Below are 24,533 nucleotides of genomic sequence, written 5' to 3'. Positions count from 1 at the left end.
CGAGGACAGTGTCAGGTGGGCAGTTTGACTGGGGCGGTCGCCTCCTAAAGAGTAACGGAGGCGCCCCAAGGTTCCCTCAGAATGGTTGGAAATCATTCGAAGAGTGCAAAGGCAGAAGGGAGCTTGACTGCGAGACCTACAAGTCGAGCAGGGACGAAAGTCGGGCTTAGTGATCCGGTGGTACCGCATGGAAGGGCCATCGCTCAACGGATAAAAGCTACCCTGGGGATAACAGGCTTATCTCCCCCAAGAGTCCACATCGACGGGGAGGTTTGGCACCTCGATGTCGGCTCATCGCATCCTGGGGCTGAAGTAGGTCCCAAGGGTTGGGCTGTTCGCCCATTAAAGCGGTACGCGAGCTGGGTTCAGAACGTCGTGAGACAGTTCGGTCCCTATCTGTCGTGGGCGTAGGAAATTTGAGAGGAGCTGTCCTTAGTACGAGAGGACCGGGATGGACGTACCGCTGGTGTACCAGTTGTTCCGCCAGGAGCACCGCTGGGTAGCTATGTACGGAAGGGATAAGCGCTGAAAGCATCTAAGCGTGAAGCCCCCCTCAAGATGAGATTTCCCAATTAGTAAGACCCCTTGAAGACGACGAGGTAGATAGGTTGGGGGTGGAAGTGCAGTAATGCATGGAGCTGACCAATACTAATCGGTCGAGGGCTTATCCTAAGATAAGACGCAATAAAGTTTCGGATCCAGTTTTCAGGGTGTAATCTTGAGGAAAATGTTAATATTCCCTGATAGCTCAGTTGGTAGAGCACTCGACTGTTAATCGAGTTGTCACAGGTTCGAGTCCTGTTCGGGGAGCCATATGGAGAGGTGTCCGAGTTGGCCGAAGGAGCACGATTGGAAATCGTGTAGGCGCCAAAAGCGTCTCGAGGGTTCGAATCCCTCTCTCTCCGCCAGAATTATTTTATAGCATGGCCCGTTGGTCAAGGGGTTAAGACACCTCCCTTTCACGGAGGTAACAGGGGTTCGAATCCCCTACGGGTCATAAAAATAAATAAAAAAAAGTTGCAATAAAAAGTTTGTTATGGTATAATATGAGAAGTGTTCCGTTAAGGAGGCTTAGCTCAGCTGGGAGAGCATCTGCCTTACAAGCAGAGGGTCGGGGGTTCGATCCCCTCAGCCTCCACCATTTTAAAATAAATATTTATTACTGTCGCGGGGTGGAGCAGTTCGGTAGCTCGTCGGGCTCATAACCCGAAGGTCGCAGGTTCAAATCCTGCCCCCGCAACCAATGAAAATCCATTATGGAACTGTGGTGTAGAGGCCTAACATGCCTGCCTGTCACGCAGGAGATCGCGGGTTCGAATCCCGTCAGTTCCGCCATTAGTAATTTGTTTCTTTATAAGAAGCCTTTTTATGAGGCTCGGTAGCTCAGTCGGTAGAGCAGAGGACTGAAAATCCTCGTGTCGGCGGTTCGATTCCGTCCCGAGCCACTTTTTAACTGAATAGTTTTTGTGCCGGTGTAGCTCAACTGGTAGAGCAACTGACTTGTAATCAGTAGGTTGGGGGTTCAAGTCCTCTCGCCGGCACCATTTTGGAGGATTAGCGAAGTGGCCAAACGCATCAGACTGTAAATCTGCTCCCTTACGGGTTCGGTGGTTCGAATCCATCATCCTCCACCAGTTTTATAGGGGCATAGTTTAAAGGTAGAACAACGGTCTCCAAAACCGTTGGTGTGGGTTCAATTCCTGCTGCCCCTGCCAATTACTTCTTTTCCTGTGGCGGTCGTGGCGAAGTGGTTAACGCACCGGACTGTGACTCCGGCATTCGTGGGTTCAAGCCCCATCGGCCGCCCTTTCTTATTGGGGATTAGCCAAGCGGTAAGGCAACGGACTTTGACTCCGTCATGCATAGGTTCAAATCCTATATCCCCAGCCATCTTATGCGGACGTGGCTCAGCGGTAGAGCATCGCCTTGCCAAGGCGAGGGTCGCGGGTTCGATTCCCGTCGTCCGCTTTTTTATAATCTGGCGCCATAGCCAAGTGGTAAGGCAAAGCTCTGCAAAAGCTTTATTCCCCAGTTCAAATCTGGGTGGCGCCTCCATAATTAAATATGCCGGCGTGGCGGAATGGCAGACGCGCTCGACTCAAAATCGAGTGGGAAACCGTGGAGGTTCGAGTCCTCTCGCCGGTATTAACCAAAAGAGTTCATTAGAGACATTCTCTAGTGAGCTTTTTTTATTTGAGCTTTAGTACCCCACTCATTGCTTGAGCTGAAGACACCTTTGAGTTGTATTCCAAATGCGAATAAATATTTGCCGTTGTTGCATAATCGCTGTGGCCTAATCATTCCTAAACTTCTTTCATGCTTACCCCTAGTACATCTACATAAATATACTCCAGGTATTCAAGACAATAAGAATTGTCAGAAGATAAGCGATAGGATTCCTCTTATTCCTTCATACGAATCAGAAGCTCATAGAACGTGACCATCAGTGGCAGTATATGGCGACTGGCTTTATTCTTGGTTCAGTCCTTTCCAATTTCAATATATCTACCATTCAAATTGCCCGATGTGGCGGTATGTTTAATATTAATAGTCCAATTCAATAAATCAATAGCCGACCATTTTAACCCTACGGCCTCGCTTCGGCTTAGCCCATAAAAGGCAGCCAGGATAACGAAAAGCTCAATTCTTTCGCCTCGGATTACTGCGAGGAGTTGATTGGGCTCCTCGGCATTGTAGAAGCTCACGATAGCGTACTCAAACGCGGCGATACGGCTTTAAAACAGCTCGGCCAAGCACCACCTTTGTCCTCTTTTTACGATAGCAACCCCGGTTTGTGGCAGGTGTACCATGACGTTCATAGGCCACGGTATTGGACTTGGCTTCGGTTATCAGATCCATCCGGGTGCTGCCGAATGGGTACCATTGATCAATCCTCGCAAAGCAGGAATGATCAGAGGTATACAAGACCATTTCTGGGACGTGCCCTAGTCAAAACACAGCATGAGGCCGATGACAATGACAACAAACCCATGAAAAACGCCTCCAAAATTGCGTCACATTCAACACAATTGATATTGATAATCAATATCAATTGTGTTAATATGGTTTTGTTTACTAGTGAACAAAATATAATCTAATGGTGACACTGAACTTGATCTGCAACTACTACAAGAGAGGGGAGATTGGGAAATTGGAGTTTCAAAATCATTTTAAAGGTCATCTTTACGAGCAATATATTAAAATGCTACATCTGAATGAGCTGTATACTGAACAAGAAATTAACTCGTTTCGGCAACAGGCCAGAAAGTACCAGATTGACATGCTCTCCAATAATATTACTAGTGTACACGTTATTGATTGCATTGGTGATTATGAACCGATAAAACATACCGGGATTGTGGAGAAGATGGGGTTGTCCAAAGCTAGCATTACTAAAATTAGTGCAAAGCTGCTGGAAATGGGCTTCATTATGAGAAGCCAACTGAACAGCAATCGTAAGGAGATTTACTTTAGTTTAACGGATAAGGGAAGACACGTTTATCATTTGCATAAAGAACTGCACAAAGAAAAAGAAGAAAGGTTTTACAAATTCATTGAAGCCTATTCAGAGGTTGAGCTGCAGACTATTGGAAAATTTATGAGTGATTTGGTGGCGCGTGCCGAAGAATACTCCGAAGGGAAGTTTATGATAAATGACGACATTAAAGATTGAGAAATTAAGATCCAAGATTGAAGGGAAAGAAATTTTAAAAGGGCTCACACTGGAGATTCATGGCGGAGAGATTCATGCGATTATGGGGCCTAATGGGACGGGAAAAAGTACATTGGCTTCAGCTTTAATGGGCCATCCCAAATATGAGGTTACTGGCGGTAAGGTGACATTGGACAATGAAGACCTTCTGGATATGGAGGTGGATGAGCGTGCCCAGGCAGGTTTGTTCCTCGCTATGCAATACCCAAGTGAAATTGCTGGCGTGACCAACTCGGATTTTCTTAGAAGTGCCATCAATGCACGGCGTGAAGAAGGCGATGAGATATCCTTAATACGTTTTATCCGTGAAATGGAGAGCAAAATGCAGGGGCTAGAGATGAACCCGGAATTTATGCATCGTTATTTGAATGAGGGATTCTCTGGCGGTGAAAAAAAGCGGAATGAGATTTTGCAAATGATGCTGCTTGAACCCAAGTTTGTGATCCTGGATGAAGTGGACTCAGGACTTGATATTGATGCACTGCGTATTGTGGCCAATGGCGTAAATGAGATGCGCAGCCCGGATAGAGGCTTTTTAATCATCACCCATTATCAACGACTGTTGAATTATATTACCCCGGATTTTGTGCATGTCATGATGCAAGGCCGGATAGTTAAATCTGGCGGTCCGGAGCTTGCCCACCGTTTGGAGGCTGAAGGGTACGATTGGGTGAAGGAGGAACTTGGGATTACGGATGAGACGGTAAGTGAAGCTTAAAAGCCGGAGAGGAGGAACAGCACGTGGATATACAAGCTAGGGTTTCAATGAATGTGGACGATTTACGCGCATGGTCAAGCGCTAAGGATGAACCTCGTTGGCTGATTGAACGCCGCGTTCACGCACTCGAACTGGCAGGGACGCTGAAGTTGCCTAAAGTGGAGAAAATCAATCTTGAAAAATGGGATATCTACGAAAGTGGAGATTACAAAGATGAGAATGCGTGGTCTAGTTTGGAGGAAGCGCCGGGGGTTGTTCAAGGTTTGGTTGCTTCTCCGGTGAAAGGCGGACTAATCGTTCAGTTCAACTCGGATGTAGTGTATACGAAATTGTCCGAGGGCTTAGCCGCCCAGGGAGTCATTTTAACGGATCTGCATACTGCGGCAAAAGAGCATGAGGAGCTGGTTCAACGTTATCTCTTTCAGGCAGTAAAGCCAGAAGAGCATCGTTTATCTGCTGCACACAGTGCCTTATGGAGTGGTGGCGTTTTTCTATATGTCCCAGACGGTGTAGAGGTTGAAGCACCTATTCAAGCGATCTTTCTTAACGATACAAGCGGTGTGTGTTTTGCTCCTCACGTCTTAATTGTGGCAGGGAGCAACAGCAAGATCACTTACGTGGATAATTGTGTATCGAGTCGTGATGATGTCAAGGTATTGCATAACGGTGTGACGGAGGTCTTCGCGGGGGCGGGCTCAAAGGTGCAAGTAGCTTCGGTTCATCAGCTTGCTGCAACTACAACAGATTTCACCCAGCGACGGGCGGTCGTTCTTGCTGATGGGGGTGTGGAATGGATTATCGGTGAGATGAACAATGGTTATACCGCCAGCGATACCAAGACTTTGCTACAAGGCAACGGGGCGGTCTCCGACAATAAGGTGATTGCTATTGGCACAGGCAATCAAAAATCGAGCTATACAACTCAAGCTCAGCATTTTGGCAAAAGCTCGGTAAGCCAGATGATCACGCGTGCAGTCATGCTTGAAGAAGCTACGGCCATTATCAACGGCATTACAAAGATTGAAAAAGGTGCAACCCATTGTGATGGTCAGCAAACAGAACGCGTGCTTATGCTAAGTCCTAAAGCTCGCGGCGATGCCAATCCGATCCTGCTGATAGATGAGGATGATGTAACCGCGGGTCATGCTGCATCCGTGGGGCAAGTAAATGCAGAGCAAATCTATTATCTGATGTCGCGCGGGATATCACGGAGTGAAGCCGAACATCTTGTTATTTTCGGATTTCTCGCTCCTATCATTTCGGAGATCCCGCTGGAAGGTGTTCGCAGTCGCCTAAAAGATTTGGTGGAAAGCAAGCTCGGCAGATCATAGCAAATCAAAATGAATCTTGAAAGGTTAAAAAGGAGTGATACTAATGGCTAAAAAAGCACCAGATATGGGCGAATATAAATATGGGTTTCGCGACAAGCACCAGTCTATTTTTCAATCTGGAAAAGGTCTAACGGAAGAAATTGTCCGGGAAATTTCCCGAATCAAGGAAGAGCCGGAATGGATGCTCAATTTTCGGTTGAAAGCTTTGAATCAATTCTACAAAATGCCGATGCCTAATTGGGGAGCGGATTTGACCGGGCTAAATCTTGATGACATCCAGTATTACGTTCGCCCTTCTGAAAAACAGGGAAAGACCTGGGAGGAGGTTCCTTCCGAGATCAAAGCAACCTTTGACAAGCTGGGAATCCCTGAAGCGGAGCAAAAGTTCCTGGCGGGCGTATCCGCTCAATATGAGTCGGAAGTAGTTTATCATAGCATGCGGAAAGAACTGGAGGATCAGGGCGTTATTTTCCTTGATACGGATACTGCATTAAAGCAATACCCCGAAGTGTTTAAGCAACATTTTGGGACGATTATCCCTCCCGCAGACAATAAATTTGCGGCGCTTAATAGTGCGGTTTGGTCAGGCGGTAGCTTTGTATACATTCCGAAGGGTGTTCATTGCGAGGTTCCTATACAAGGTTATTTCCGTATTAATTCTGAAAATATGGGTCAATTCGAGCGGACATTAATTATTGCCGAAGAGGGCAGCTTTGTCCATTATGTTGAAGGATGTACAGCACCTATTTATAGTACCAGTTCTCTGCATAGTGGAGTTATTGAAATTATTTGCCGGAAAGATTCCCGTGTCCGTTACACGACCATTCAGAATTGGGCTCCTAATATCTACAACTTGGTAACCCAAAGGGCTGTGGCAGAAGAAAATGCCACAATGGAATGGGTGGACGGCAACATCGGCTCCAAGGTAACAATGAAGTATCCGGCGGTATTATTGAAAGGGCGGGGAGCCAAGGGGTCCATCCTGTCTATTGCCGTAGCCGGTAAAGATCAGCATCAAGATGCTGGCGCGAAGGTAATTCACCTTGCTCCCCAGACAACATCTACGATTATATCCAAATCCATCAGCAAGCAGGGCGGAAAAGTAAACTACCGAGGGTTGTCCAGCTTCAGCCGCGATTCCGCAGGGTCCAAGTCCAATATTAAGTGCGATACGTTGATATTGGATAACATGTCAACATCAGATACGATTCCGTACAATGAAATTAAAAACGATCAGATTACTTTGGAGCACGAGGCAACAGTATCCAAAGTGTCCGAGGAACAATTGTTTTACTTAATGAGCCGCGGGCTTACAGAACAAGATGCTACACAAATGATTGTAATGGGCTTTATTGAACCGTTTACCAAAGAATTGCCAATGGAATATGCCGTTGAAATGAATCGGTTGATTCAATTCGAGATGGAAGGAAGCATCGGTTGATTCATTAATTTAATAGATCAAACCTTATCATTCTTTAATGAGGTGCTAGTAATGAAGAAAAATAATTCGGACGATTCGGAACTAGCTCAAATTACTCGAGAGATACGAAAACTTCAGTTCTGCCTCCATATGCTGTCAGGATTGAGCGCAAGTTGTGGTGTGATGATACCTTTAGACTCTATTCATACGCTTATAAGGGAACTTTCGGATCAAGAGGTCACTCTTAGGCAAAAAGCAAAGGATCACTCAGACGATTTAGGATGAAAAAAGGTCTGAATGACGGTTGGTAAAACAATGGGAGGAGTTGAAATAATGGATGAAAATGGAGTTTTATTCGATGAAGTATCGGAAGTTCTTCTCAAACTACGTCCTTTCTTACTGCGTGACGGTGGAGATGCTGAACTGGTCGAAGTTGAGAATGGTATAGCAAAATTAAGATTTTTGGGAGCTTGCAATGGTTGCCCAAGTGCTACGATTACGTTAAAGGTTGCTATTGAGCGCGCAATTCTTGAGGAAATTGATGATATTAAAGAAGTTGTACAAGTATTCTAAATTCCTTGATACTGAGCAACTGAGTTAGTCCTGTCGCAGACCATAGCTACGGAAGTTGATTCCGCTGCTCAATATCAAAGTACATCGACAGATTACCTTGCGGTCGAAATCGACGAGTAGCGTTTTTTTTCACTTCGTTAAACAAGGTATTATCAAGGTTTTTTAATTCGTTATCGAGTGGGAAACCGTGGAGGTTCGAGTCCTCTCGCAGGTATATACAAAAGGATGATAAAATGCTTAAAGGCATTTTATCATCCTTTTTATTAATTGCATTCTCAATTTCGGCTACATAATTAATCAGGTGGTCAGATGAATGAAAGATAAGAACTTCGCATAGTTTCTTTTCTAGATATTTGACCAGCGCTTTGATCTTATCGTAAGATGATGGTACTAGAAAAACATTTATAGTTTATTAAGTGTAAAAGAAATGAGGAATGCATATGCAAGAAAGAATTTTGGAAGCTTTTGTAGAGGAAGTTCATGAAAATGGCTTGAAATTCACGATGGATGATCTTGCGAAAAGACTTGCTATCAGTAAGCGTACGTTGTATGAAAATTTTTCGTCTAAGACGCTTATTTTAGAGACGCTTATTGAGCGTACCAATGATGATATGATTCGAAAAACGGAGCAAATTATCCAAAACAGTGAATTATCTTTGTTAGAAAAGATAAAACAATCGATTAGAGTGATGCCGTTGTACTATAAATTTTATGATTTGAGAATATTGGATCAGATGAAAAAGTATTATCCTGAGCAATGGAAAAAGGTACATGCAGATTTAAACGATTGGTCTCCAATTAGAACATTAATTCAGGAGGGTATCCGAGAAGGAATTATTGTGAACAAAAATGAAGCTTTGATCATGAAGCTTATTATTGATTCAGTGAACCTGACGCTTGATCAGCGTTTCTTTCTGGATAACAGTGTGACGGTAGAGGAAGCTACTTATTCCATTGTAGATATATTGTTATTTGGGTTAGTCGAGAAGCAAAAATAGTCTAATAATATATGCCTATAAAAGGAGGGCTTTTTTTATAAGAAAACTAAAAAAACAATTAAAGTTTTTTTGTTTTTGGAGTTGAAATACTGAAAATTTACTAAGGATAAATAAAATGTTCTTGAAAAGGAAGGGTGGAAATATGTCTATTCTGACAAGAAATCGGGGAGCAATGCTGTTATTGATGCTTAACATTTTTTTAGCATTTATGGGGATTGGATTAGTTGTTCCCGTGTTACCGAAATTTATAAGCGAGCTAGGGATGAACGGTTCTTCCATGGGACTGATGGTTGCAGCTTTTGCGCTGACGCAGCTTTTATTATCACCCTTATCTGGAAAATTGTCTGACCGTTATGGACGTAAAAAGTTGATTGTTTTTGGAATGATCATTTTCATGCTATCAGAGCTTGTTTTTGGACTAGCGAGTTCTGTTCCTACGTTATTTGTTGCGAGAATCCTGGGCGGGGTAGGTGCAGCGTTGCTCACTCCTTCTATAATGGCCTACGTCGCTGATGTGACCTCATTTGAGGAAAGAGGCAAGGGGATGGGGATGATCAATGCAGCAATTAACACGGGCTTCATCATCGGGCCAGGAATTGGTGGTTTGTTAGCCGCCTATGGAATACGTATTCCTTTCTTTGCAGCGGCAGGAGCAGCAGCAATAGCGGCTATTTTGTCTCTGCTCGTGCTGCCTGAGTCTTTAAGCAAGGAAAAACAACAGTACAATAGAGAACTTCCGCGTCAAAAAGAAAATCTTTTACAACAGTTTGCCAAGTCCTATCAATCTCCGTATTTCATGGGCTTGCTCATTGTATTTGTCGTTGCTTTTGGGCTGGCGAATTTTGAAACGGTATTTGGACTGTTTGTTGATCATAAATATGGTTTTACACCGATGGATATCGCCATCATTATAACGACAGGCTCTATTTTGGGAGCAGTTGTGCAAGCAACTATATTTGGCTGGATCATTAACCGTTTTGGTGAGAAAAAGGTAATTCATCTTTGCTTGGCTATCGGAGGACTGTTTATTTTTCTAACTTTATTTGCCGAACAGTACGTGATGATTATGCTGACGACCTTCATCATTTTTCTGGCTATGGATATCCTTCGCCCGGCAGTAAGTACTTCTCTATCGCGACAGGCCGGGGATGAGCAAGGGTTTGTGGCCGGCATGAACTCATCCTATACCAGCTTGGGTAATGTGATTGGACCATTAATTGCAGGACTGTTGTTCGATGTTCATATTAATCTGCCTTATATGGTTGCAGCTATAGCGTTACTAGCTTGTCTCGTCCTTTCACTACGTTCCAAGCAAGCGGGTGAGCAAAACTCGATGGCCCGTACACTAGAGTAACATAGAAGTGGTTAGCCGCAGGTCTATATTCACCCCCGACTTAGGTCTAGGTTTAAAAACCGTCTGGGGTCCGTTTTGCCAAACGCTAGGTCCGCGTACAATAAGAACATAAGCAAGACACAGTGAAAGGCGGTGAGAAATAATGAGAGTTAACAAAGGGAATGGGTTAGCCATTGTACTGATCGTGTTGGGTTCGATTATGCTGCTCGGTAAGTTTACTCCGTTTTTCGGTCACTTTGTAGGACATCTGATTGGTTACTTAATTCCGATAGCCATGATTATGCTGGGGTACTACGGTGTGAAAAGAGGAAATGCACTCTTCGGTTGGATCGTGCTTGTGCTCGGGGTACTAATTTTACTGGGCAAGCTGTCCTGGCTGATTGGACCACTGCTGGCAATCGGGTTAATCATTTTTGGTGTATCCATGCTGAGTGACCGTAGAAGACGCTACTAATTGTGACAGTGTGAGGAAGAAGAAAATGCACGTAAGCAAAGAGCATGAGATGATGAAAATACGAAATTGTGAAAGGAGTAGACGCCAATGAGTGTTTTTCGAAGAATGCGTGATATTACAGTAGCAACCTTCAATGAGCATTTGGAACAAAGTCAAGATCCGGTCCAACTCATTGACCAGTTTCTATATAATACCCGCAAGGAAATCGCCGAAGCGGAAAAGCTTCATCAGCAGTATGCAGTGCATACAAGACAAATGAAGCAGCAGTTGGATCATGCATTGTCCATGCAGGCCAAACGGGAGGAACAAGCGCTTCTGGCCTTGAAAGCAGATGAAGAACACGTTGCAAAGCTAGCCCTTCAGGAAAAAATGCTGTATGCAGAAAAAGAAGAGCAGTATAGAGAACTGTGGGAGCAGAGCCGTGAATCCTTACGTGAATTGGAGCAGCAACTGGATACATTAAAGACAGAGTACGAGACAGTTCACAGTAAGCGTCAATATTATGCTGCACGTGTACAAACGTTGAGACTCCAGCAGCAAATGAACGAACGGGCAGGTACATACGGCGGACGAAATGTTCCCCGAATGTTCAACCGCTTGGAAGACCGGGTAGCTGATATGGAAGCAGAAACAATGAGTCTGCGTGATTTGCGCCGGGGTGAGGAGTATACGAGGGATGCTCACAGCGGTGGATCGCTACTCGAACAAGAGTGGGCGAGACTGAAGAGCAAGCTGAACAACAACGGGAAGGAGTAAGTTAATTATGACCCGAATTTACCGATCAAGCCGGGATAGAGTATTAACTGGAGTATGTGGCGGTCTTTCTGACGCAACAGGAATGGACTCAACTTGGATACGTATTCTGGTTGTGATCAGTTTCTTTATTACAGCAGGCACCACATTTATGATTTATGTAATTGCTGCGTTAGTTATTTCCAAGGAGCCAAGATCTCCTTACGATGGGGGATTTGGTCCAGATAGCGGTCCCTACACCCATCAAGACCCACGCTATTATGGCGGTAGTAGTACTAGAACACAGTATGGACAGGGAAATGGTTACAATCAAGGCGGCGCATACGGCAACTCAAACGCGTTTGGTCAGGATGCCCGCTATTCATCCAAATTTAATACAGGGCACAACAGTGATCTGGATTCCATGATGGAAGATATCGAGAAAAAAGCAATGAAAAAGGAACTGGAAGAGTTACGTAAAAAAGTAGAGCAATTCGAGAAGGGAGAACGTAAATAATGGGAATCTTTAAAAGAATGAAGGATATGACAAGAGCATCGGTGAATGAAATGTTGGATAAAGTGGAAGATCCGATTATCATGTTAAATCAGTACTTGCGCGATATGGAGGCAGAAATTCACGAGGCTGAGGTAACAGTCGCCAAGCAAATGGCAAATGAGCGCCGTATGAAGCAGCGTTTGGAAGAGGCTGTGCGTGTATCCAATGAGCGCGAAAAGCAGGCCGAATCTGCATTGCGAAATGGCCAGGAAGAAGTAGCTCGTAAGCTGCTGGGCGAGAAGATTTATTTTGTGCAAAAGCAGGATGAATATCGTGACTTGCACACTCAAGCCGAGCTCCAAGCCAAAGAACTGGTACAGCAGCTTCACGGGATGAAGGATGAATTCTATAAAATGCGCAATAAGCGTAATGAGCTGGTATCCCGTGCTCAAATGGCAAAAGCCAAAAAGCAAATGTCGCAAATCAATAGCTTGCACACGATTGAAAGCGGGTCTGCTTCACTGGGCTTCCACCGCATGGAGGAAAAAATCATGCATATGGAGGCAGAAGCTGACGTACTGCGTGCCCCTTATCGCCAAGCACCGGGAGAGGCTTATGTTAATCCCGCAGAGGCTGAAAAACAATTTAAAGTGGATGAGCAGCTTCAACAGTTGAAGTCCAAAATTCAGGCAGGGGCTAAACCTGTAGATATTAAGAAAGACTAACTACTCGGAACTTAAACATTATGATATGCTGTATAGATGGACACTGATCAATAATAGTGCTCAATCTGTATGATTCAGGAAGCCATATGGCGATATATTACGCCACTATGGCTTTTCCTTCCTGTATAAACAAAAAAGGGGGTGCAGCATGGAGAGAAAAAAATCGGCCTTGGCACTGGCAGGGATTGGCATCGGGATTATCATTTTATTCGGTCAGTGGATTGGGTTCCTCTCTGTGGTTGCACTGATCCTAATGTTGGCAGGAATATATAAGATTCGCAATTCCAAAATCAAAAAGGGCTATACGATGCTTGCAATCGGTGCCGGTCTGCTGGTGCTGGATCATTTGTTCTTGTTTGTGGTGATCACCTTGGCTTCGCTGGCTGTGTTCTATTCACGTTCCAGGAAGCTGCATAAAGGTCAAAGCTCCATATTCAAACACAATTTCATATCCAATCATAAGTGGGATGAAGTACCGTGGAGCTTGCGCAGTACAAGCATATGGCATGTGGTTGGTGATGTGGATGCCGACCTGACGCTGGCTCTTCCAGAGGAACGTGAGCCCGTCGTATTCTTACAAGGGATCTTCGGTGACATTGACATCACGTTGCCAGATAATTACGGTGTAGAGGTAGAGATGTTCGTATTGTTCGGGCAAATTCAGTTTGACCGGGATCATGAGGCGGGGATGCTCAATCGACTGGTGTGGAAGTCTCCTCATTTTGAGCAGAGTGAATATAAAGTGAAGTTTGTCGTTTCGTACTTGGCGGGCGATGTCCGCATTCGATTTTATTGAACCAGGAGGAACCGGGATGAATCACAAGAAAACGTCCAACATGGTAACCCGCAGTATGGGTGAAGGTATCCTCCTGTGTGTTGTTGTGGGCGTAGTTGTTTTTTATATGCTGTATACATATGGATATGTGAAGTCGTTCCCAACCTGGGGGATGATACTGAAAGTAGCAGGCGCCGTTATACTGGTGTTGATTGGCACAGGGGCAATGTACGGATTTTATGAAAGCTATCGCTTTAAAACCAGACTGGAAATGCTGAGAGAGACATTGCTGATGTGGGAAAAGGGAACTCCTGCACGTGAGTTGCCACCCTTGGGGCATGATGAGCTGGGCAGATTAGAAGAGCAGTTGGAACGGATCGGGCGTAAATGGCAGGAGCAAGTTACGTCTTTACAACGCTTATCTACGGATAATGCTCAGTTGGCAGAACAGGCACGGATGACTGCGATCGTGGAGGAACGACAGCGGCTGGCCAGAGAGTTGCATGACGCCGTATCGCAGCAATTGTTTGCTATTTCCATGACAGCAACGGCTGTGGGCAGAACACTGGACAAGGATTTTGATAAAGCGCAGCGTCAAGTTGCATTAATTGAAGAAATGTCTTCCGTGGCACAATCCGAAATGCGGGCGTTACTTCTTCATTTACGACCTGTCTATCTGGAAGGGAAACGGCTTGAGCAGGGTTTGCGCGATTTGGTACAGGAATTACAAGCAAAGGTACCCATGGAGATTGATTTTGAGATGGAAAGCGGAGTACAGTTGGTTAAAGGCATTGAGAATCACTTGTTTCGCATTGTTCAGGAAGCGATGTCTAATACATTGCGTCATGCCAAAGCAACTCGTATGGAAATTCGTATTGTGCAACGCCCGGATTCGATCAGGCTGACCATTCGCGATAATGGTATTGGTTTTGAAATGGATGAGAAAAAGCAGACATCCTATGGATTATCTACAATGCAGGAGCGGGTCAGTGAAATTGGGGGAGCTATTCAGTATATAACGGCTCCAGGAAAAGGGACACGGATCGAGGTGTCTGTGCCAGTTATTTATGATGAAAGCGGAAGGAACGATGATCATGGAAACGGAATTACCGATTAGCGTACTGTTGGTAGACGACCATGAAATGGTACGAATTGGGCTTGCAGCAGTGCTGGGGACGGAAGAAGGGATTGAAGTGGTCGGCGAGGCCGGAAGCGGAGAAGAAGGCATACGATTGGCTTCAGAATACAAGCCCAATGTGATTTTAATGGATTTAGTCATGGATGGCATGGATGGCATCGAGACGACACGTCAAGTGACACGCCTGCTTCCAGAAACGAAGGTGATTGTGCTGACGAGTTATCTGGATGATGAGAAAATGTATCCGGTCATTGAGGCAGGTGCATTCAGCTATTTGCTCAAAACGTCTCGTGCTTCCGAGATCGCGGATGCGATCCGTGCAGCTGCACGCGGGCAATCCGTACTAGAGTCGCAGGTGGCCTCTAAGATGATGAATCGGTTTCGCCAGCCACAGGCTGAAGCGCCCGCACATACAGAGCTAACAGACCGTGAGATGGAGGTTCTTCGCTTATTGGCACAAGGGAAGTCCAACCAGGATATCGCCGATGAGCTGATTATCGGGATTAAGACCGTAAAATTTCACGTCACGAACCTTCTTGCCAAATTAGGAGTGGAAGATCGCACACAGGCGGCAATCTATGCCTATAAAAACGGCTTAGCAGAGTAGACTGTAGAACGACGAATACAAAGAACCGGAGACGATGTAGGGTCCTCCGGTTTTTTGTGTTCCGCAACAATGTTTAGATAAGGAGGAATAAAAAGGCGATTAAAGCCAGGTCTAATGCAAGCCCTGCCCCGTATCCATATCCATATCTGTCGCGATAGCCTTCTCTGCCGTTTCCATACCCTCCATTTCCATAACCCCCATTTCCATATGAGTCAAATACACCTACGTTATTAGGAAAGTATGGATTTAAAAGTTCGTCCGGTGGTTTATTAAAGGAACTTAGCTTGGCAGAAGGGCGAGCTTTGTTTTTAGAATTCCTTTTTTTCTTTTTAGAGGAGATTTTTTTAGCTTTTTGTTTACCATTGTTACTGTAGCTTCCGGCAGCATAGAGACTACCAGGATAGGAGGAAGGATATCCGTTCAACATCAGCTTGCCTTTGCTACACCCACTTAAGATGCCGATGTGTCGTGTACCATCACGCATAACGGCACAGACCATCCTTCCACCATGAGGTGCCACACTGGCTTCATTTACTGGATAAATGGGAAACATGATTTCACCTCTTTTTGGTTAAGATGCGTTGTGATAATAGTCTATTCTTACAGTGTTTATGATGTATGGTCGAACACCCAGTGGGCAGACGGATATTTTTGAAAGATTGCGCTGTACACCTCTACGTATAAAATCTCTTGCAACGGGCAAACTATTGATAGATTCATAGATTTGAATTGAGCCGGAAAAAGAAAGCATCTCATCTCAGGCATATGCGGGGACCGAGTGGTTATAGTGGGGGAGGAATGGCCATGTTAAAAGTAGGGATGATTAAAAAGGGAGTTATTACGCTTTTGGTATTAGGAACGGTGTTGGTACTGGCTGGATGGCGTTATGGAACTCTTCAGACAAATGGCTCAGATTCCCGTGAGGCAGAAACAGCTCTACGCTCGTTGTTAATCATCTCGGATCAAACCCCAGGTACGCTGGACAAGCTAGTTGTAAAATGGCAAGGAGACTGGATTCCTAATCATGCAGATCCGGCAGATATGGCGGCCCAGTTAGTTGATCAACTAGATCTACCCACAGCAAGCAAACTCGTAGAAAATGGGCATACACTTTATCGTTCTGTTGGTGATCATGAGGATTTAAAAATTCGTTTAAATATGATGGAACGCCAAGCTGGACAATGGTATGTGGTCGTTCAACTGGAAAGCAGTGACAAAGGACGTGAGCAGTTGGTTCAGCTTCATAAGCTTTGTGCCGAGCAATTACATTCTATAGGAGTTCAAGCACAGTGGAACATTGCCGTTCAGCGTTCGCTGCAAGCAAAGGAAAGCGTGGATCAACTGATGAAACAGACAGAAGCAAGCTTAACAGGGAAAGTTTCCATGCAGGCTAAAGAAAGATACACAGACGCAACCACAGTAGCTGTATCTTATGAAGCCCCAGATCTACCGTTAATGGTTCAAAGCGGTGAGCATCAAGTTCAGATGCAGATGGCTGTACATGAAGATAGAGAGCATCAAGATAAACATATAACGCTCGGGTTTCCACTCATCACGATTGAATACTGACTTATAAGGTAAATTTATGATTCACCGGATAGCTTATCCATGTGGAATATGTTAAAATGTCATCAAATCTTTAGTTCCATGTTTTTCGAAAATCAAGTATGATCTTGTATAAATATACACAATACTACATGCGGATTTCGAGGATTGTGGATTGCGGAATCTTGACATGGGAAGAATGAGGTACTTCATGGCTGACATACCTGTTAAAGAATCTCTTGTGACACAAGGTGCAGTTCTGTTTATTTTTGGCGCTACGGGCGATTTGGCTCGCCGCAAGCTATTTCCTGCTATTTACAGCTTGTATCGCGAAGGCAAGCTTGCTGAAGATTTTGCTGTTATTGGCGTAGCGAGACGTCCTCGCACTGAAGAAGAATTCCGTAATGACCTGTATGCTTCCATACAGGAGTTTAGCCGCTACAAAGCAGAGAATGATCAAGAATGGCAGGCATTTGCCAAGCATTTTGAATATAAATCACTGGATATCAACAATGTCGATGGTTTTCATGAGCTGAGACAGCAGACGGAGGCTATAGAAGGTAAGTTTAACATACCGGGAAATCGGTTGTTTTATTTGGCCTTGGCTCCTGAATTATTCGGAAGTGTGTCGAAGAGCTTGAAAGAGGGCGGCATGTTGGATGGCAAGGGATGGAATCGTCTGGTAATAGAGAAACCTTTTGGTTACAACCTTGAGTCTGCACAAGAGTTGAACATTGAAATACGTGAAGTATTTGCCGAAGAAGAAATTTATCGGATTGATCACTATCTTGGTAAGGAAATGGTACAAAATATCGAGGTGATTCGCTTCGCTAACGCCTTTTTTGAACCACTATGGAATAACAAGCATATTGCCAACGTGCAAATTACGCTTAGTGAAACAGTAGGGGTGGAGGAACGCGGAGGCTACTATGATCATTCTGGTGCATTGCGCGATATGGGACAGAACCATATGCTGCAAATGCTCACGATGATCGCGATGGAACCACCTAGTCGTTTGTTGCCAGAGGATATCCGTGATGAAAAGGTGAAGGTGTTACGTTCATTACGACCTTTTGAATCGGCTGAAGATGTGAGAACCAACGTGGTACGGGGTCAATATACTGAAGGTAGTTATCGCGGTCAGCAGTTGCCAGGGTATCGCCTAGAAGACAAGGTCGATCCACAATCAAATACAGAAACTTATTTTGCTTCACGCGTGTTTGTAGATAATTTTCGTTGGGCTGGCGTACCGTTCTATATTCGTACAGGTAAACGCCTCCCAGTAAAAACTACGGAGATCGTTGTGGAATTTAAGAGTATGCCGACAAATGTATATCTCGGTCAAAAGCATACGCTCGAACCGAACTTGCTCGTCATTCGGGTTAATCCAATGGAGGGCATTTACATTAAAATCAATGCCAAGAAGCCTGGTTCGGAGTCAGATATTGAGCCGTTGGCAATGGATTTTTGCCAAAGCTGTATGGTGGGGATCAACTCACCGGAAGCTTATGAACGCTTGCTAATGGATGCGATCGAGGGTGATTCGACGTACTTCACGCGTTGGGATGAGGTGGCTACAGCGTGGAGATTCGTTGACCGAATCGCCAAAGCATGGCAGCAGACCCCGGATACGCTGGAAACCTATGCTGCAGGCTCGTGGGGACCTGACGGTGCTCACAAGCTATTGGAACAGGATGGCTTCAAGTGGTGGCCGGTTAGTGGTCAGGATGAAGATAATGTCATCTGGCGAGTAGGCGGCACTCAGTAATTCCGATTTGTCCAGCATCCCCCTATGTCCTGTTTAGGATGTAAGGGGATGCTTTGCGTTCGGAGTATGCTATAATAGCTTAGTCTCAGGTTTTCAGTTTGCAACTGATTTTACGTTAAAGGCAGGCTAAAACATGTAAATAGATCGTATTGATCATGAATATGGTAACGGAGTATGCCGGATACTGGAGCTAACGGCAATGAGCCGATGAACTTATGAACATAGGCGTGCATTACAGCCTTTTTATGAATAGCTTGAGCAGAATTGCAATGGATTTGATCATGAAGGGATATGTGAAATGAGTAAAACAACAGATATACTTCAACAGGAAGTCGACAAACGGCGTACGTTTGCGATTATTTCTCACCCGGATGCGGGTAAAACGACACTGACGGAAAAGTTGCTGCTGTTCGGGGGCGCTATTCGTCTTGCAGGTACAGTTAAGGCTCGTAAAGCAAGCAAGCATGCGACGAGTGACTGGATGGAGATTGAAAAACAACGGGGGATTTCCGTAACATCCTCAGTAATGCAATTTGATTATAATGGGCATCGCGTTAATATTCTGGATACTCCGGGTCACCAGGATTTCAGTGAAGACACGTATCGTACATTAACAGCTGCAGATAGTGCGGTCATGCTGATTGACGTAGCGAAAGGTGTGGAAGCGCAAACGATCAAGCTGTTTCAGGTTTGTGCGAAGCGCGGAATACCGATTTTCACCTTCATTAACAAGCTGGACCGTGAAGGACGCAGTCCCTTTGATCTGATGGAGGAACTGGAGCAGGTGCTTGGTATCCGTTCGGTGCCTATGAACTGGCCGATTGGTACAGGGCGTGATCTGTGCGGTGTTTATGACCGTGTCAAAAATCAGGTCGAGTTATTTCAGGGAGATGATCATTCCACGATCAAAGTACAAAAGGTGGAAGATTACAATGATCCGATTATTCGCGAGATGGCGGGCGAATATTTGCACGACCAATTGTGCCAGGATTTAGAGCTGCTTGATGTTGCAGGTGACCCTTTTGATATGGAAAAGGTACAGCGTGGAGAATTGACGCCTATATTCTTTGGCAGTGCGATTAATAATTTTGGTGTGCAAACATTTTTGGAAAACTTCCTTCAGCTTGCTCCTAAGCCAGAACCGCGCCGCAGTACAGTGGGGGAAATTCAGCCAACGAACGAGAAATTTACCGGCTATGTATTTAAAATTCAGGCCAATATGAACCCGGCTCACCGTGACCGTATTGCATTTTTGCGTATCGTGTCTGGTAAGTTCCAGCGCGGGATGAGTGTTAAGCATGTTCGGATGGGTAAGGAAATTAAGCTGTCCCAACCACAGCAGTTTTTGGCACAGGACCGTGATATTGTCGAAGAGGCATTTCCTGGGGATATTATTGGTTTGTTTGACCCGGGTATTTTCCGCATTGGCGATTCACTCAGTCAAGGTGGTGAGGTTGTATTTGATGAACTGCCGACCTTCTCGCCTGAGATTTTTGCCAAGGTTACTGTAAAAAATGCTTTAAAGCACAAGCAGTATCTGAAAGGTATTGACCAGTTGACTGAAGAAGGTATGATTCAGGTGTTCCGTACGGTAAGTTTTGATGATACGCTACTGGGTGTTGTCGGCCAACTGCAATTTGAAGTATTTGAATACCGCATGAAGGGTGAATACGGGGTAGATGTACAGCTTCAACGTATGCCGTTCCAGTTTGCACGCTGGATTGTGGATGAGCAGATTGATCCGAGCAAGTTCCGTATTAACTCTACGCTGGTAAAAGATAAGAAAGGCAACTATGTCGCCTTATTTGAAAATGAGTATGCCATGCGTACAGCTATGGAAAAAAATCCGACCGCTAAGTTTTTAGAAATGGCTCCATAAAATGATATGCAAAGCAGTCTGATCTCAGTCATTTGATATATACCACGAATAGTCCACTCGCATTCATGTCGAGTGGACTATTCTCATTTTTGAATACGAGTAAAAATAATGAGCAGAACTAAAGCTGAACAAGAAGTTAAAAGCTAGAGCTAGGTTAAGGGCACGGGTTTGATTTTATCAATTTCTTCATGTGCCAAATGGACGAAATCCTGCTGCTGGTTTGGACTCATATGCTTCCATACGATTTCAAGAATTACACCCAATCCAGGCAAAGCGGCTTCGGGTCCATCCACTGACCCAATAATCATATCCGTAAGATCAGCCTCTGATTTGCCATGAACTTTGTGAACAATCGCTTGACGTAAATCCATTGTAATGGGCATGTGTACCTCCCGGATGTTGTAATAGTGGTCGAATGTATTATGGCTTGGGCTGTGGCCTGGTATACATGGAGAAGCATTTGGGATAAGGATGTCAAAATTTATGTTTGTAGCATGATATGCTATACTATGACGGACAGTATGGTGAGCGGGAGGTAAAAAAGGAATGGCAAAAAAACAGTATGCGGTCATTGGCATGGGGCGCTTTGGTTCCAGTGTTGCCAGCGCGCTGAGTGAGATGGGTTTTGATGTGCTGGCTATTGACTCGGACGAGCAGCGTACACAGGAAATGTCGAATATTGTGACGCATGCGGTGTCTGCCGATTCGACGGATGAGGAGGCACTGCGAGCACTGGGTATCCGCAATTTTGACGTAATTGTAGTCGCAATTGGTGAAGATATACAAGCCAGCATTTTAACAACATTGATTCTCAAGGACATGGGTGTGCCTGCTCTTGTGGTTAAAGCACAAAATGAACTCCATGGGAAAGTGCTGCAAAAAATAGGTGCGGATAAAGTGGTTTATCCTGAACGGGATATGGGACTACGGGTAGCTCATCATTTAACATCTCCCAATATTTTGGATTATATTGAGTTGTCCAAGGACTATAGCATTTTGGAGATGCGTGCGGCTGACTCCATGATCGGCAAAAATCTGAAGGAGCTGGACATACGGGCACGCTTTGGCTGCAATGTGATGGCGATTCGCAGAAATCAGGAGATGAACATTTCACCTTATGCCGAGGATCGTCTGGAAGCGGGGGATGTCCTGGTCATTGTGGGTCACAAGGATGATCTGACCAAGCTGGAGCTGGCTTTTGCAGCTTAGTTAAGCTTGATGCTCAAGTACAGGTGATGCATCATTTATTTTTTAAAGAAACGGACCATAGAAACGGAAGGTTAAACCAATGGAAATCATTTCACCGAATAATGCACGTGTAAAAGAATGGTCGCAATTACTGGAGAAAAAGCATCGCACACGGCAGCATAAATATATTGTCGAGGGGATTCATCTAGTGCAGGAAGCGCTGCGTTCGAAGGCGGGTGTTGAAAGCGTCGCTTACGATTTGGACAAGGGGATTCCTGCCGAGCTAAACGGTCTGGATTCAGCCGACCAACCGGTGGAATGGATTCCCGTGTCGGCGGCGGTCATTGCCAAATGCACCGATACCAAGACGCCGCAGCCTGTCTTTGCTATCGTGCGTAAGCAGGAGCGGAACGCATTCGCAGCATTGCTGGAGCAGCCGGATGCGCTGGTGATGGTGCTGGACGGGGTACAGGACCCCGGCAATGTAGGCACCATCATCCGTAGTGCAGACGCTGCTGGCGCCGCAGGCGTTATATTGGGGCATGGCTGCGCCGACCTGTATAATCCCAAAACGATCCGTTCCACGATGGGATCGTTGTTTCATCTGCCGGTGATCGAAGGCAGTCTGGAGGAGCTTTTGCCGCAGGCCAAAAGCAAAGGGGCCCGCTTGCTCAGCACCTCGCTGGATGCGAGCTTGTCATGCTATAATGTGGATTTGCGTGTATCCACTTGGCTTGTGATTGGCAACGAAGGCCAAGGTATTTCTGATGCTACCGCGCGTATCGTGGATGAATCGGTATTCATTCCAATGCAGGGACAAGCAGAATCACTGAATGCAGCCATGGCTTCGACGGTGTTATTATTTGAGGCGATGAGGCAGCGAAGCTAAGAGATAGAGCGATGAATCTGCGAGTGTGATTTATAACATCAATTGATATTAAAATGAGTCGGGTCATAGACCTGACTCATTTTTTTTTAGAAAATGTTATATCTGTCCAGGCTATATACCTTACAACAAAGTAATGTTTTTGTAAGCTTTGGCTGTTGTTCCTTAGGTAGAAGCTAATTAGTATGAAAAATAGCGAGCCAAGGAGAGAAGTGAGCAAAATATGAAATATGCAAAGCATAAAATCAAAGAAGTATGGAAGTCCAAATTAAGTTGTAATAAAACGTTAAAAAACTATAAAGGGATCCTAATTACAGTCATAGTTATCGCCATTATAATTATCCTGTTAACCACTATGGTATTTGGCACCATGCATATCATTCGGGATTCGATTTACACCATGAAATCCTCCTAAGCTGCAATTAAAGGGAATTCGATTATTGTTATTGCTTAGACAATCAAATCAAGGCATGATATAGAGAAAATTATGTTATTTAAAATTTAAGCACTAAGAAGGTAGAAAACACGATGCATAAAATATTAATCGTAGAAGATGACCCTCAAATTAGCTCCTTACTCCAATCCTATCTTGAGAAATATGGTTATCAGGGAGTTGTCGTTTCAAATTTTGATCAAGTATTGGGTACTTTCCAGGAGGTAAAGCCTGATTTGGTCATACTGGATGTGAATTTACCTCGGTTTGATGGTTTTTATTGGTGCAGGCAAATTCGTACTCAATCTACTTGTCCCATCCTGTTTGTATCCGCGCGTGACGATAAAATGGATCAGGTCATAGCTTTGCAAAACGGAGCTGATGACTACATTACCAAACCGTTTCATCCCGAAGTACTGTTAGCCAAAGTAGAAAGCAATCTGCGACGTGCCTATGGTTTATATGCAGTTGCCCAAAAAACACACTCCATAACAGTGTCAGGCTTGACTTTATACCCTGATACTATGGAGCTGGTGTTTTATGACAAGCAGGTAGAAATGAGCCATAAAGAAGCTGCACTGCTGGAGCTGTTGATGACATATCCCAAGCAGGTTGTAGGGAGAGTTCATCTCTTAGAGGCTTTATGGGACGATTACCAATATGTAGGCGAAAACACACTGAATGTTTATGTTACTCGTGTCCGTAAAAAGCTGGCTGAGTTGGGGCTGGAGGATATTATAGAAACGGTTAGAGGAGCTGGATATCGGCTGCACTTGACTGAGGAGGAAGAACAGTGAAGCTGTTTTGGCGTGATCATTTTTCTATGATCCTTTTTAATATTATCCAACTTTTTCTTGTGCTGAGTATTTACTGGATGGATGGTTATAGTAACTTGTCGACGGCCCTGTATTCGGTATTTTTTGGGTTCATCCTATTGCTGGTCTATTTGCTATTCCGGTACGTCATGTATTCTGGTTTATACCAAATATTATCCACTGCTAACATTAGAGATTTAGATGAGCTTATTCAGATGAAGGTACTTAATCCGTTAGCCTCTGCTTTACAGCATTTGCTTTTACAATTTTACCGATTGTACCAGTCTCGAATTCATCAATTAGAGCATCAGCAGCGTGATCACATTACGTTTATAAATCAGTGGGTCCATCAAATGAAAACGCCCTTATCTGTAATTCATTTAATTCTCAGAGGAAAAATAGATCCCGAGTCGGATCAGATTCACGATGAGATTGATCGGATGGGCAAAGGACTAGATATGATTTTGTATATGTCACGATTGGAATCCTTTGAACCAGACTTTCATGTGGAGCCTGTTGTATTACGAAAGCTGGTTGGTGAAGTGATTTATGATAACAAAAGATTATTGATCCGCAATGAAATTTATCCTTCCAATGAAGTGGACGAGCAGTTGAATGTGATTACCGATGCCAAATGGCTAAGATTTATCATTAATCAATTGGTGACCAATGCGGTGAAGTACTCTTCAGGTCATGCCCACAGCCTGAAATTGATATCTGACGTAAGAGATCATGTGATTGTGCTGAAAGTGCAGGACGAGGGGATTGGTATCCCTAAAAAAGATATAGAGCGGGTATTTGAGGCTTATTACACAGGTGAAAACGGACGGAAGTATAGTGAATCTACCGGGATGGGGCTCTATTTGGTGGCAGAAATCTGCAAAAGGCTGAATCATGACATTCAACTCCAATCGACGGTGGGTGAAGGAACGACGGTTGAAATTCTATTTCCCATACACCCATAAGAAACCTTACAACACATTTAA

At 44.6% G+C, this 24,533-nt stretch carries 23 protein-coding genes, 15 tRNA genes, 1 rRNA gene and 1 pseudogene; 38 read left to right on the top strand and 2 right to left on the bottom strand.

What is annotated here, in order from left to right; genetic code table 11:
• From FKV70_RS16480 to FKV70_RS16325, 31 genes are all read left to right on the top strand, one after another.
• Positions 1 to 672: ribosomal RNA gene (locus tag FKV70_RS16480) — 23S ribosomal RNA — on the top strand; the annotation flags it as partial.
• 65 nt (positions 673 to 737) lie between these two features.
• Positions 738 to 813: transfer RNA gene (locus tag FKV70_RS16475), tRNA-Asn, on the top strand.
• Positions 814 to 816: 3 nt separating this feature from the next.
• A tRNA-Ser gene (locus FKV70_RS16470) sits at positions 817 to 908 on the top strand.
• A gap of 17 nt (positions 909 to 925) precedes the next feature.
• Positions 926 to 997, top strand: a tRNA-Glu gene (locus FKV70_RS16465).
• A 68-nt stretch (positions 998 to 1,065) separates the two neighbouring features.
• Positions 1,066 to 1,141 (top strand) — tRNA-Val (locus FKV70_RS16460).
• A gap of 25 nt (positions 1,142 to 1,166) precedes the next feature.
• Positions 1,167 to 1,243 (top strand) — tRNA-Met (locus tag FKV70_RS16455).
• 15 nt (positions 1,244 to 1,258) lie between these two features.
• Positions 1,259 to 1,335: transfer RNA gene (locus tag FKV70_RS16450), tRNA-Asp, on the top strand.
• 37 nt (positions 1,336 to 1,372) lie between these two features.
• Positions 1,373 to 1,445 (top strand) — tRNA-Phe (locus FKV70_RS16445).
• A gap of 23 nt (positions 1,446 to 1,468) precedes the next feature.
• Positions 1,469 to 1,544: transfer RNA gene (locus FKV70_RS16440), tRNA-Thr, on the top strand.
• Positions 1,545 to 1,548: 4 nt separating this feature from the next.
• Positions 1,549 to 1,634, top strand: a tRNA-Tyr gene (locus tag FKV70_RS16435).
• A gap of 7 nt (positions 1,635 to 1,641) precedes the next feature.
• A tRNA-Trp gene (locus FKV70_RS16430) sits at positions 1,642 to 1,715 on the top strand.
• 18 nt (positions 1,716 to 1,733) lie between these two features.
• A tRNA-His gene (locus FKV70_RS16425) sits at positions 1,734 to 1,806 on the top strand.
• Between the two features lie 9 nt (positions 1,807 to 1,815).
• Positions 1,816 to 1,890: transfer RNA gene (locus FKV70_RS16420), tRNA-Gln, on the top strand.
• A gap of 6 nt (positions 1,891 to 1,896) precedes the next feature.
• Positions 1,897 to 1,968, top strand: a tRNA-Gly gene (locus FKV70_RS16415).
• 12 nt (positions 1,969 to 1,980) lie between these two features.
• Positions 1,981 to 2,055, top strand: a tRNA-Cys gene (locus FKV70_RS16410).
• An 11-nt stretch (positions 2,056 to 2,066) separates the two neighbouring features.
• Positions 2,067 to 2,145 (top strand) — tRNA-Leu (locus FKV70_RS16405).
• Positions 2,146 to 2,808: 663 nt separating this feature from the next.
• A complete protein-coding gene (locus FKV70_RS25910; RefSeq protein ID WP_155762583.1) occupies positions 2,809 to 2,949 on the top strand; it encodes a hypothetical protein in 141 nt (46 codons plus the stop codon).
• Positions 2,950 to 3,151: 202 nt separating this feature from the next.
• Positions 3,152 to 3,673: a MarR family transcriptional regulator gene (locus tag FKV70_RS16395; RefSeq protein ID WP_142613508.1), complete on the top strand. Its 522-nt coding sequence runs from the start codon at positions 3,152 to 3,154 to the stop codon at positions 3,671 to 3,673.
• Positions 3,654 to 4,430 (top strand): Fe-S cluster assembly ATPase SufC, encoded by a 777-nt coding sequence (gene sufC / locus FKV70_RS16390; protein ID WP_142613507.1) that lies wholly within the window; start codon positions 3,654 to 3,656, stop codon positions 4,428 to 4,430. The genes FKV70_RS16395 and sufC overlap by 20 nt, the downstream gene beginning before the upstream one ends.
• A 23-nt stretch (positions 4,431 to 4,453) precedes the next feature.
• Positions 4,454 to 5,761 carry a Fe-S cluster assembly protein SufD gene (gene sufD, locus FKV70_RS16385; protein WP_425280361.1) on the top strand — a complete coding sequence of 436 codons (1,308 nt, stop codon included), beginning with the start codon at positions 4,454 to 4,456 and terminating at the stop codon, positions 5,759 to 5,761.
• Between the two features lie 43 nt (positions 5,762 to 5,804).
• Positions 5,805 to 7,202, top strand: coding sequence for a Fe-S cluster assembly protein SufB (gene sufB, locus FKV70_RS16380; protein ID WP_142613506.1), 1,398 nt, complete (start codon positions 5,805 to 5,807; stop codon positions 7,200 to 7,202).
• A gap of 312 nt (positions 7,203 to 7,514) precedes the next feature.
• Entirely contained in the window at positions 7,515 to 7,754 is a 240-nt protein-coding gene (locus FKV70_RS16370; RefSeq protein WP_013373004.1) for a NifU family protein, read from the top strand.
• Positions 7,755 to 8,194: 440 nt separating this feature from the next.
• Positions 8,195 to 8,752, top strand: coding sequence for a TetR/AcrR family transcriptional regulator (locus FKV70_RS16365; protein WP_063209679.1), 558 nt, complete (start codon positions 8,195 to 8,197; stop codon positions 8,750 to 8,752).
• 142 nt (positions 8,753 to 8,894) lie between these two features.
• Complete coding sequence (locus tag FKV70_RS16360; protein WP_142613505.1) at positions 8,895 to 10,106, top strand: MFS transporter; 1,212 nt, start codon at positions 8,895 to 8,897, stop codon at positions 10,104 to 10,106.
• A gap of 142 nt (positions 10,107 to 10,248) precedes the next feature.
• Complete coding sequence (locus tag FKV70_RS16355) at positions 10,249 to 10,560, top strand: LiaF transmembrane domain-containing protein (protein WP_017428655.1); 312 nt, start codon at positions 10,249 to 10,251, stop codon at positions 10,558 to 10,560.
• Between the two features lie 87 nt (positions 10,561 to 10,647).
• Positions 10,648 to 11,316 (top strand): PspA/IM30 family protein, encoded by a 669-nt coding sequence (locus tag FKV70_RS16350; RefSeq protein WP_142613504.1) that lies wholly within the window; start codon positions 10,648 to 10,650, stop codon positions 11,314 to 11,316.
• A 7-nt stretch (positions 11,317 to 11,323) separates the two neighbouring features.
• Positions 11,324 to 11,809, top strand: coding sequence for a PspC domain-containing protein (locus tag FKV70_RS16345; protein WP_142613503.1), 486 nt, complete (start codon positions 11,324 to 11,326; stop codon positions 11,807 to 11,809).
• Positions 11,809 to 12,513, top strand: coding sequence for a PspA/IM30 family protein (locus tag FKV70_RS16340; protein WP_142613502.1), 705 nt, complete (start codon positions 11,809 to 11,811; stop codon positions 12,511 to 12,513). Before FKV70_RS16345 ends, FKV70_RS16340 begins: the two co-directional genes overlap by 1 nt.
• A 148-nt stretch (positions 12,514 to 12,661) precedes the next feature.
• A complete protein-coding gene (gene liaF / locus FKV70_RS16335; RefSeq protein WP_063209667.1) occupies positions 12,662 to 13,309 on the top strand; it encodes a cell wall-active antibiotics response protein LiaF in 648 nt (215 codons plus the stop codon).
• A 16-nt stretch (positions 13,310 to 13,325) separates the two neighbouring features.
• Positions 13,326 to 14,405 carry a sensor histidine kinase gene (locus FKV70_RS16330; protein ID WP_142613501.1) on the top strand — a complete coding sequence of 360 codons (1,080 nt, stop codon included), beginning with the start codon at positions 13,326 to 13,328 and terminating at the stop codon, positions 14,403 to 14,405.
• A complete protein-coding gene (locus tag FKV70_RS16325) occupies positions 14,383 to 15,033 on the top strand; it encodes a response regulator (RefSeq protein ID WP_013372995.1) in 651 nt (216 codons plus the stop codon). Before FKV70_RS16330 ends, FKV70_RS16325 begins: the two co-directional genes overlap by 23 nt.
• A gap of 73 nt (positions 15,034 to 15,106) precedes the next feature.
• On the opposite strand, the gene FKV70_RS16320 is transcribed toward FKV70_RS16325, so the two are convergent.
• The gene (locus tag FKV70_RS16320) at positions 15,107 to 15,586 is read right to left on the bottom strand and encodes a hypothetical protein (protein WP_142613500.1); all 480 of its coding nucleotides are present in this window, start codon (positions 15,584 to 15,586) and stop codon (positions 15,107 to 15,109) included.
• 251 nt (positions 15,587 to 15,837) lie between these two features.
• Between FKV70_RS16320 and FKV70_RS16315 the strand changes: the two genes are divergently transcribed.
• The 3 genes from FKV70_RS16315 (at position 15,838) to FKV70_RS16305 (ending at position 20,225) form a co-directional block, all read left to right on the top strand.
• A complete protein-coding gene (locus FKV70_RS16315; RefSeq protein ID WP_142613499.1) occupies positions 15,838 to 16,602 on the top strand; it encodes a YwmB family TATA-box binding protein in 765 nt (254 codons plus the stop codon).
• A gap of 187 nt (positions 16,603 to 16,789) precedes the next feature.
• The gene (gene zwf / locus FKV70_RS16310; RefSeq protein ID WP_142613498.1) at positions 16,790 to 18,346 is read left to right on the top strand and encodes a glucose-6-phosphate dehydrogenase; all 1,557 of its coding nucleotides are present in this window, start codon (positions 16,790 to 16,792) and stop codon (positions 18,344 to 18,346) included.
• A gap of 298 nt (positions 18,347 to 18,644) precedes the next feature.
• Complete coding sequence (locus tag FKV70_RS16305) at positions 18,645 to 20,225, top strand: peptide chain release factor 3 (RefSeq protein WP_063209656.1); 1,581 nt, start codon at positions 18,645 to 18,647, stop codon at positions 20,223 to 20,225.
• A 149-nt stretch (positions 20,226 to 20,374) separates the two neighbouring features.
• Here FKV70_RS16305 and FKV70_RS16300 read toward each other — a convergent pair whose 3' ends face one another.
• Positions 20,375 to 20,608, bottom strand: coding sequence for a small acid-soluble spore protein SspI (locus FKV70_RS16300; RefSeq protein WP_063209654.1), 234 nt, complete (start codon positions 20,606 to 20,608; stop codon positions 20,375 to 20,377).
• A 157-nt stretch (positions 20,609 to 20,765) separates the two neighbouring features.
• Between FKV70_RS16300 and FKV70_RS16295 the strand changes: the two are divergent.
• From FKV70_RS16295 to FKV70_RS16275, 4 genes and pseudogenes are all read left to right on the top strand, one after another.
• Positions 20,766 to 21,434: pseudogene (locus tag FKV70_RS16295) on the top strand (potassium channel family protein); the annotation flags it as partial.
• A gap of 79 nt (positions 21,435 to 21,513) precedes the next feature.
• Positions 21,514 to 22,302 (top strand): TrmH family RNA methyltransferase, encoded by a 789-nt coding sequence (locus FKV70_RS16290; RefSeq protein WP_142613497.1) that lies wholly within the window; start codon positions 21,514 to 21,516, stop codon positions 22,300 to 22,302.
• Between the two features lie 525 nt (positions 22,303 to 22,827).
• The gene (locus FKV70_RS16280; RefSeq protein ID WP_142613495.1) at positions 22,828 to 23,529 is read left to right on the top strand and encodes a response regulator transcription factor; all 702 of its coding nucleotides are present in this window, start codon (positions 22,828 to 22,830) and stop codon (positions 23,527 to 23,529) included.
• Positions 23,526 to 24,512 carry a sensor histidine kinase gene (locus FKV70_RS16275; RefSeq protein WP_064798002.1) on the top strand — a complete coding sequence of 329 codons (987 nt, stop codon included), beginning with the start codon at positions 23,526 to 23,528 and terminating at the stop codon, positions 24,510 to 24,512. The genes FKV70_RS16280 and FKV70_RS16275 overlap by 4 nt, the downstream gene beginning before the upstream one ends.
• Positions 24,513 to 24,533 lie beyond the last annotated feature (21 nt).

It is taken from the genome of Paenibacillus ottowii (assembly GCF_006874425.1).
In the GTDB taxonomy this organism is placed as follows: domain Bacteria; phylum Bacillota; class Bacilli; order Paenibacillales; family Paenibacillaceae; genus Paenibacillus; species Paenibacillus ottowii.
This window is presented reverse-complemented; position numbering and strand designations above follow the sequence as displayed.

What these genes read in the sequence shown, in the direction of transcription:
- FKV70_RS25910 (WP_155762583.1), top strand. Translation starts at nt 2,809, where the DNA reads ATGACGTTCATAGGCCACGGTATTGGACTTGGCTTCGGTTATCAGATC.
- sufC (WP_142613507.1), top strand. Translation starts at nt 3,654, where the DNA reads ATGACGACATTAAAGATTGAGAAATTAAGATCCAAGATTGAAGGGAAA.
- sufB (WP_142613506.1), top strand. Translation starts at nt 5,805, where the DNA reads ATGGCTAAAAAAGCACCAGATATGGGCGAATATAAATATGGGTTTCGC.
- FKV70_RS16370 (WP_013373004.1), top strand. Translation starts at nt 7,515, where the DNA reads ATGGATGAAAATGGAGTTTTATTCGATGAAGTATCGGAAGTTCTTCTC.
- FKV70_RS16365 (WP_063209679.1), top strand. Translation starts at nt 8,195, where the DNA reads ATGCAAGAAAGAATTTTGGAAGCTTTTGTAGAGGAAGTTCATGAAAAT.
- FKV70_RS16360 (WP_142613505.1), top strand. Translation starts at nt 8,895, where the DNA reads ATGTCTATTCTGACAAGAAATCGGGGAGCAATGCTGTTATTGATGCTT.
- FKV70_RS16355 (WP_017428655.1), top strand. Translation starts at nt 10,249, where the DNA reads ATGAGAGTTAACAAAGGGAATGGGTTAGCCATTGTACTGATCGTGTTG.
- FKV70_RS16350 (WP_142613504.1), top strand. Translation starts at nt 10,648, where the DNA reads ATGAGTGTTTTTCGAAGAATGCGTGATATTACAGTAGCAACCTTCAAT.
- FKV70_RS16345 (WP_142613503.1), top strand. Translation starts at nt 11,324, where the DNA reads ATGACCCGAATTTACCGATCAAGCCGGGATAGAGTATTAACTGGAGTA.
- FKV70_RS16340 (WP_142613502.1), top strand. Translation starts at nt 11,809, where the DNA reads ATGGGAATCTTTAAAAGAATGAAGGATATGACAAGAGCATCGGTGAAT.
- liaF (WP_063209667.1), top strand. Translation starts at nt 12,662, where the DNA reads ATGGAGAGAAAAAAATCGGCCTTGGCACTGGCAGGGATTGGCATCGGG.
- FKV70_RS16330 (WP_142613501.1), top strand. Translation starts at nt 13,326, where the DNA reads ATGAATCACAAGAAAACGTCCAACATGGTAACCCGCAGTATGGGTGAA.
- FKV70_RS16325 (WP_013372995.1), top strand. Translation starts at nt 14,383, where the DNA reads ATGGAAACGGAATTACCGATTAGCGTACTGTTGGTAGACGACCATGAA.
- FKV70_RS16320 (WP_142613500.1), bottom strand. Translation starts at nt 15,586, where the DNA reads ATGTTTCCCATTTATCCAGTAAATGAAGCCAGTGTGGCACCTCATGGT.
- FKV70_RS16315 (WP_142613499.1), top strand. Translation starts at nt 15,838, where the DNA reads ATGTTAAAAGTAGGGATGATTAAAAAGGGAGTTATTACGCTTTTGGTA.
- zwf (WP_142613498.1), top strand. Translation starts at nt 16,790, where the DNA reads ATGGCTGACATACCTGTTAAAGAATCTCTTGTGACACAAGGTGCAGTT.
- FKV70_RS16305 (WP_063209656.1), top strand. Translation starts at nt 18,645, where the DNA reads ATGAGTAAAACAACAGATATACTTCAACAGGAAGTCGACAAACGGCGT.
- FKV70_RS16300 (WP_063209654.1), bottom strand. Translation starts at nt 20,608, where the DNA reads ATGCCCATTACAATGGATTTACGTCAAGCGATTGTTCACAAAGTTCAT.
- FKV70_RS16290 (WP_142613497.1), top strand. Translation starts at nt 21,514, where the DNA reads ATGGAAATCATTTCACCGAATAATGCACGTGTAAAAGAATGGTCGCAA.
- FKV70_RS16280 (WP_142613495.1), top strand. Translation starts at nt 22,828, where the DNA reads ATGCATAAAATATTAATCGTAGAAGATGACCCTCAAATTAGCTCCTTA.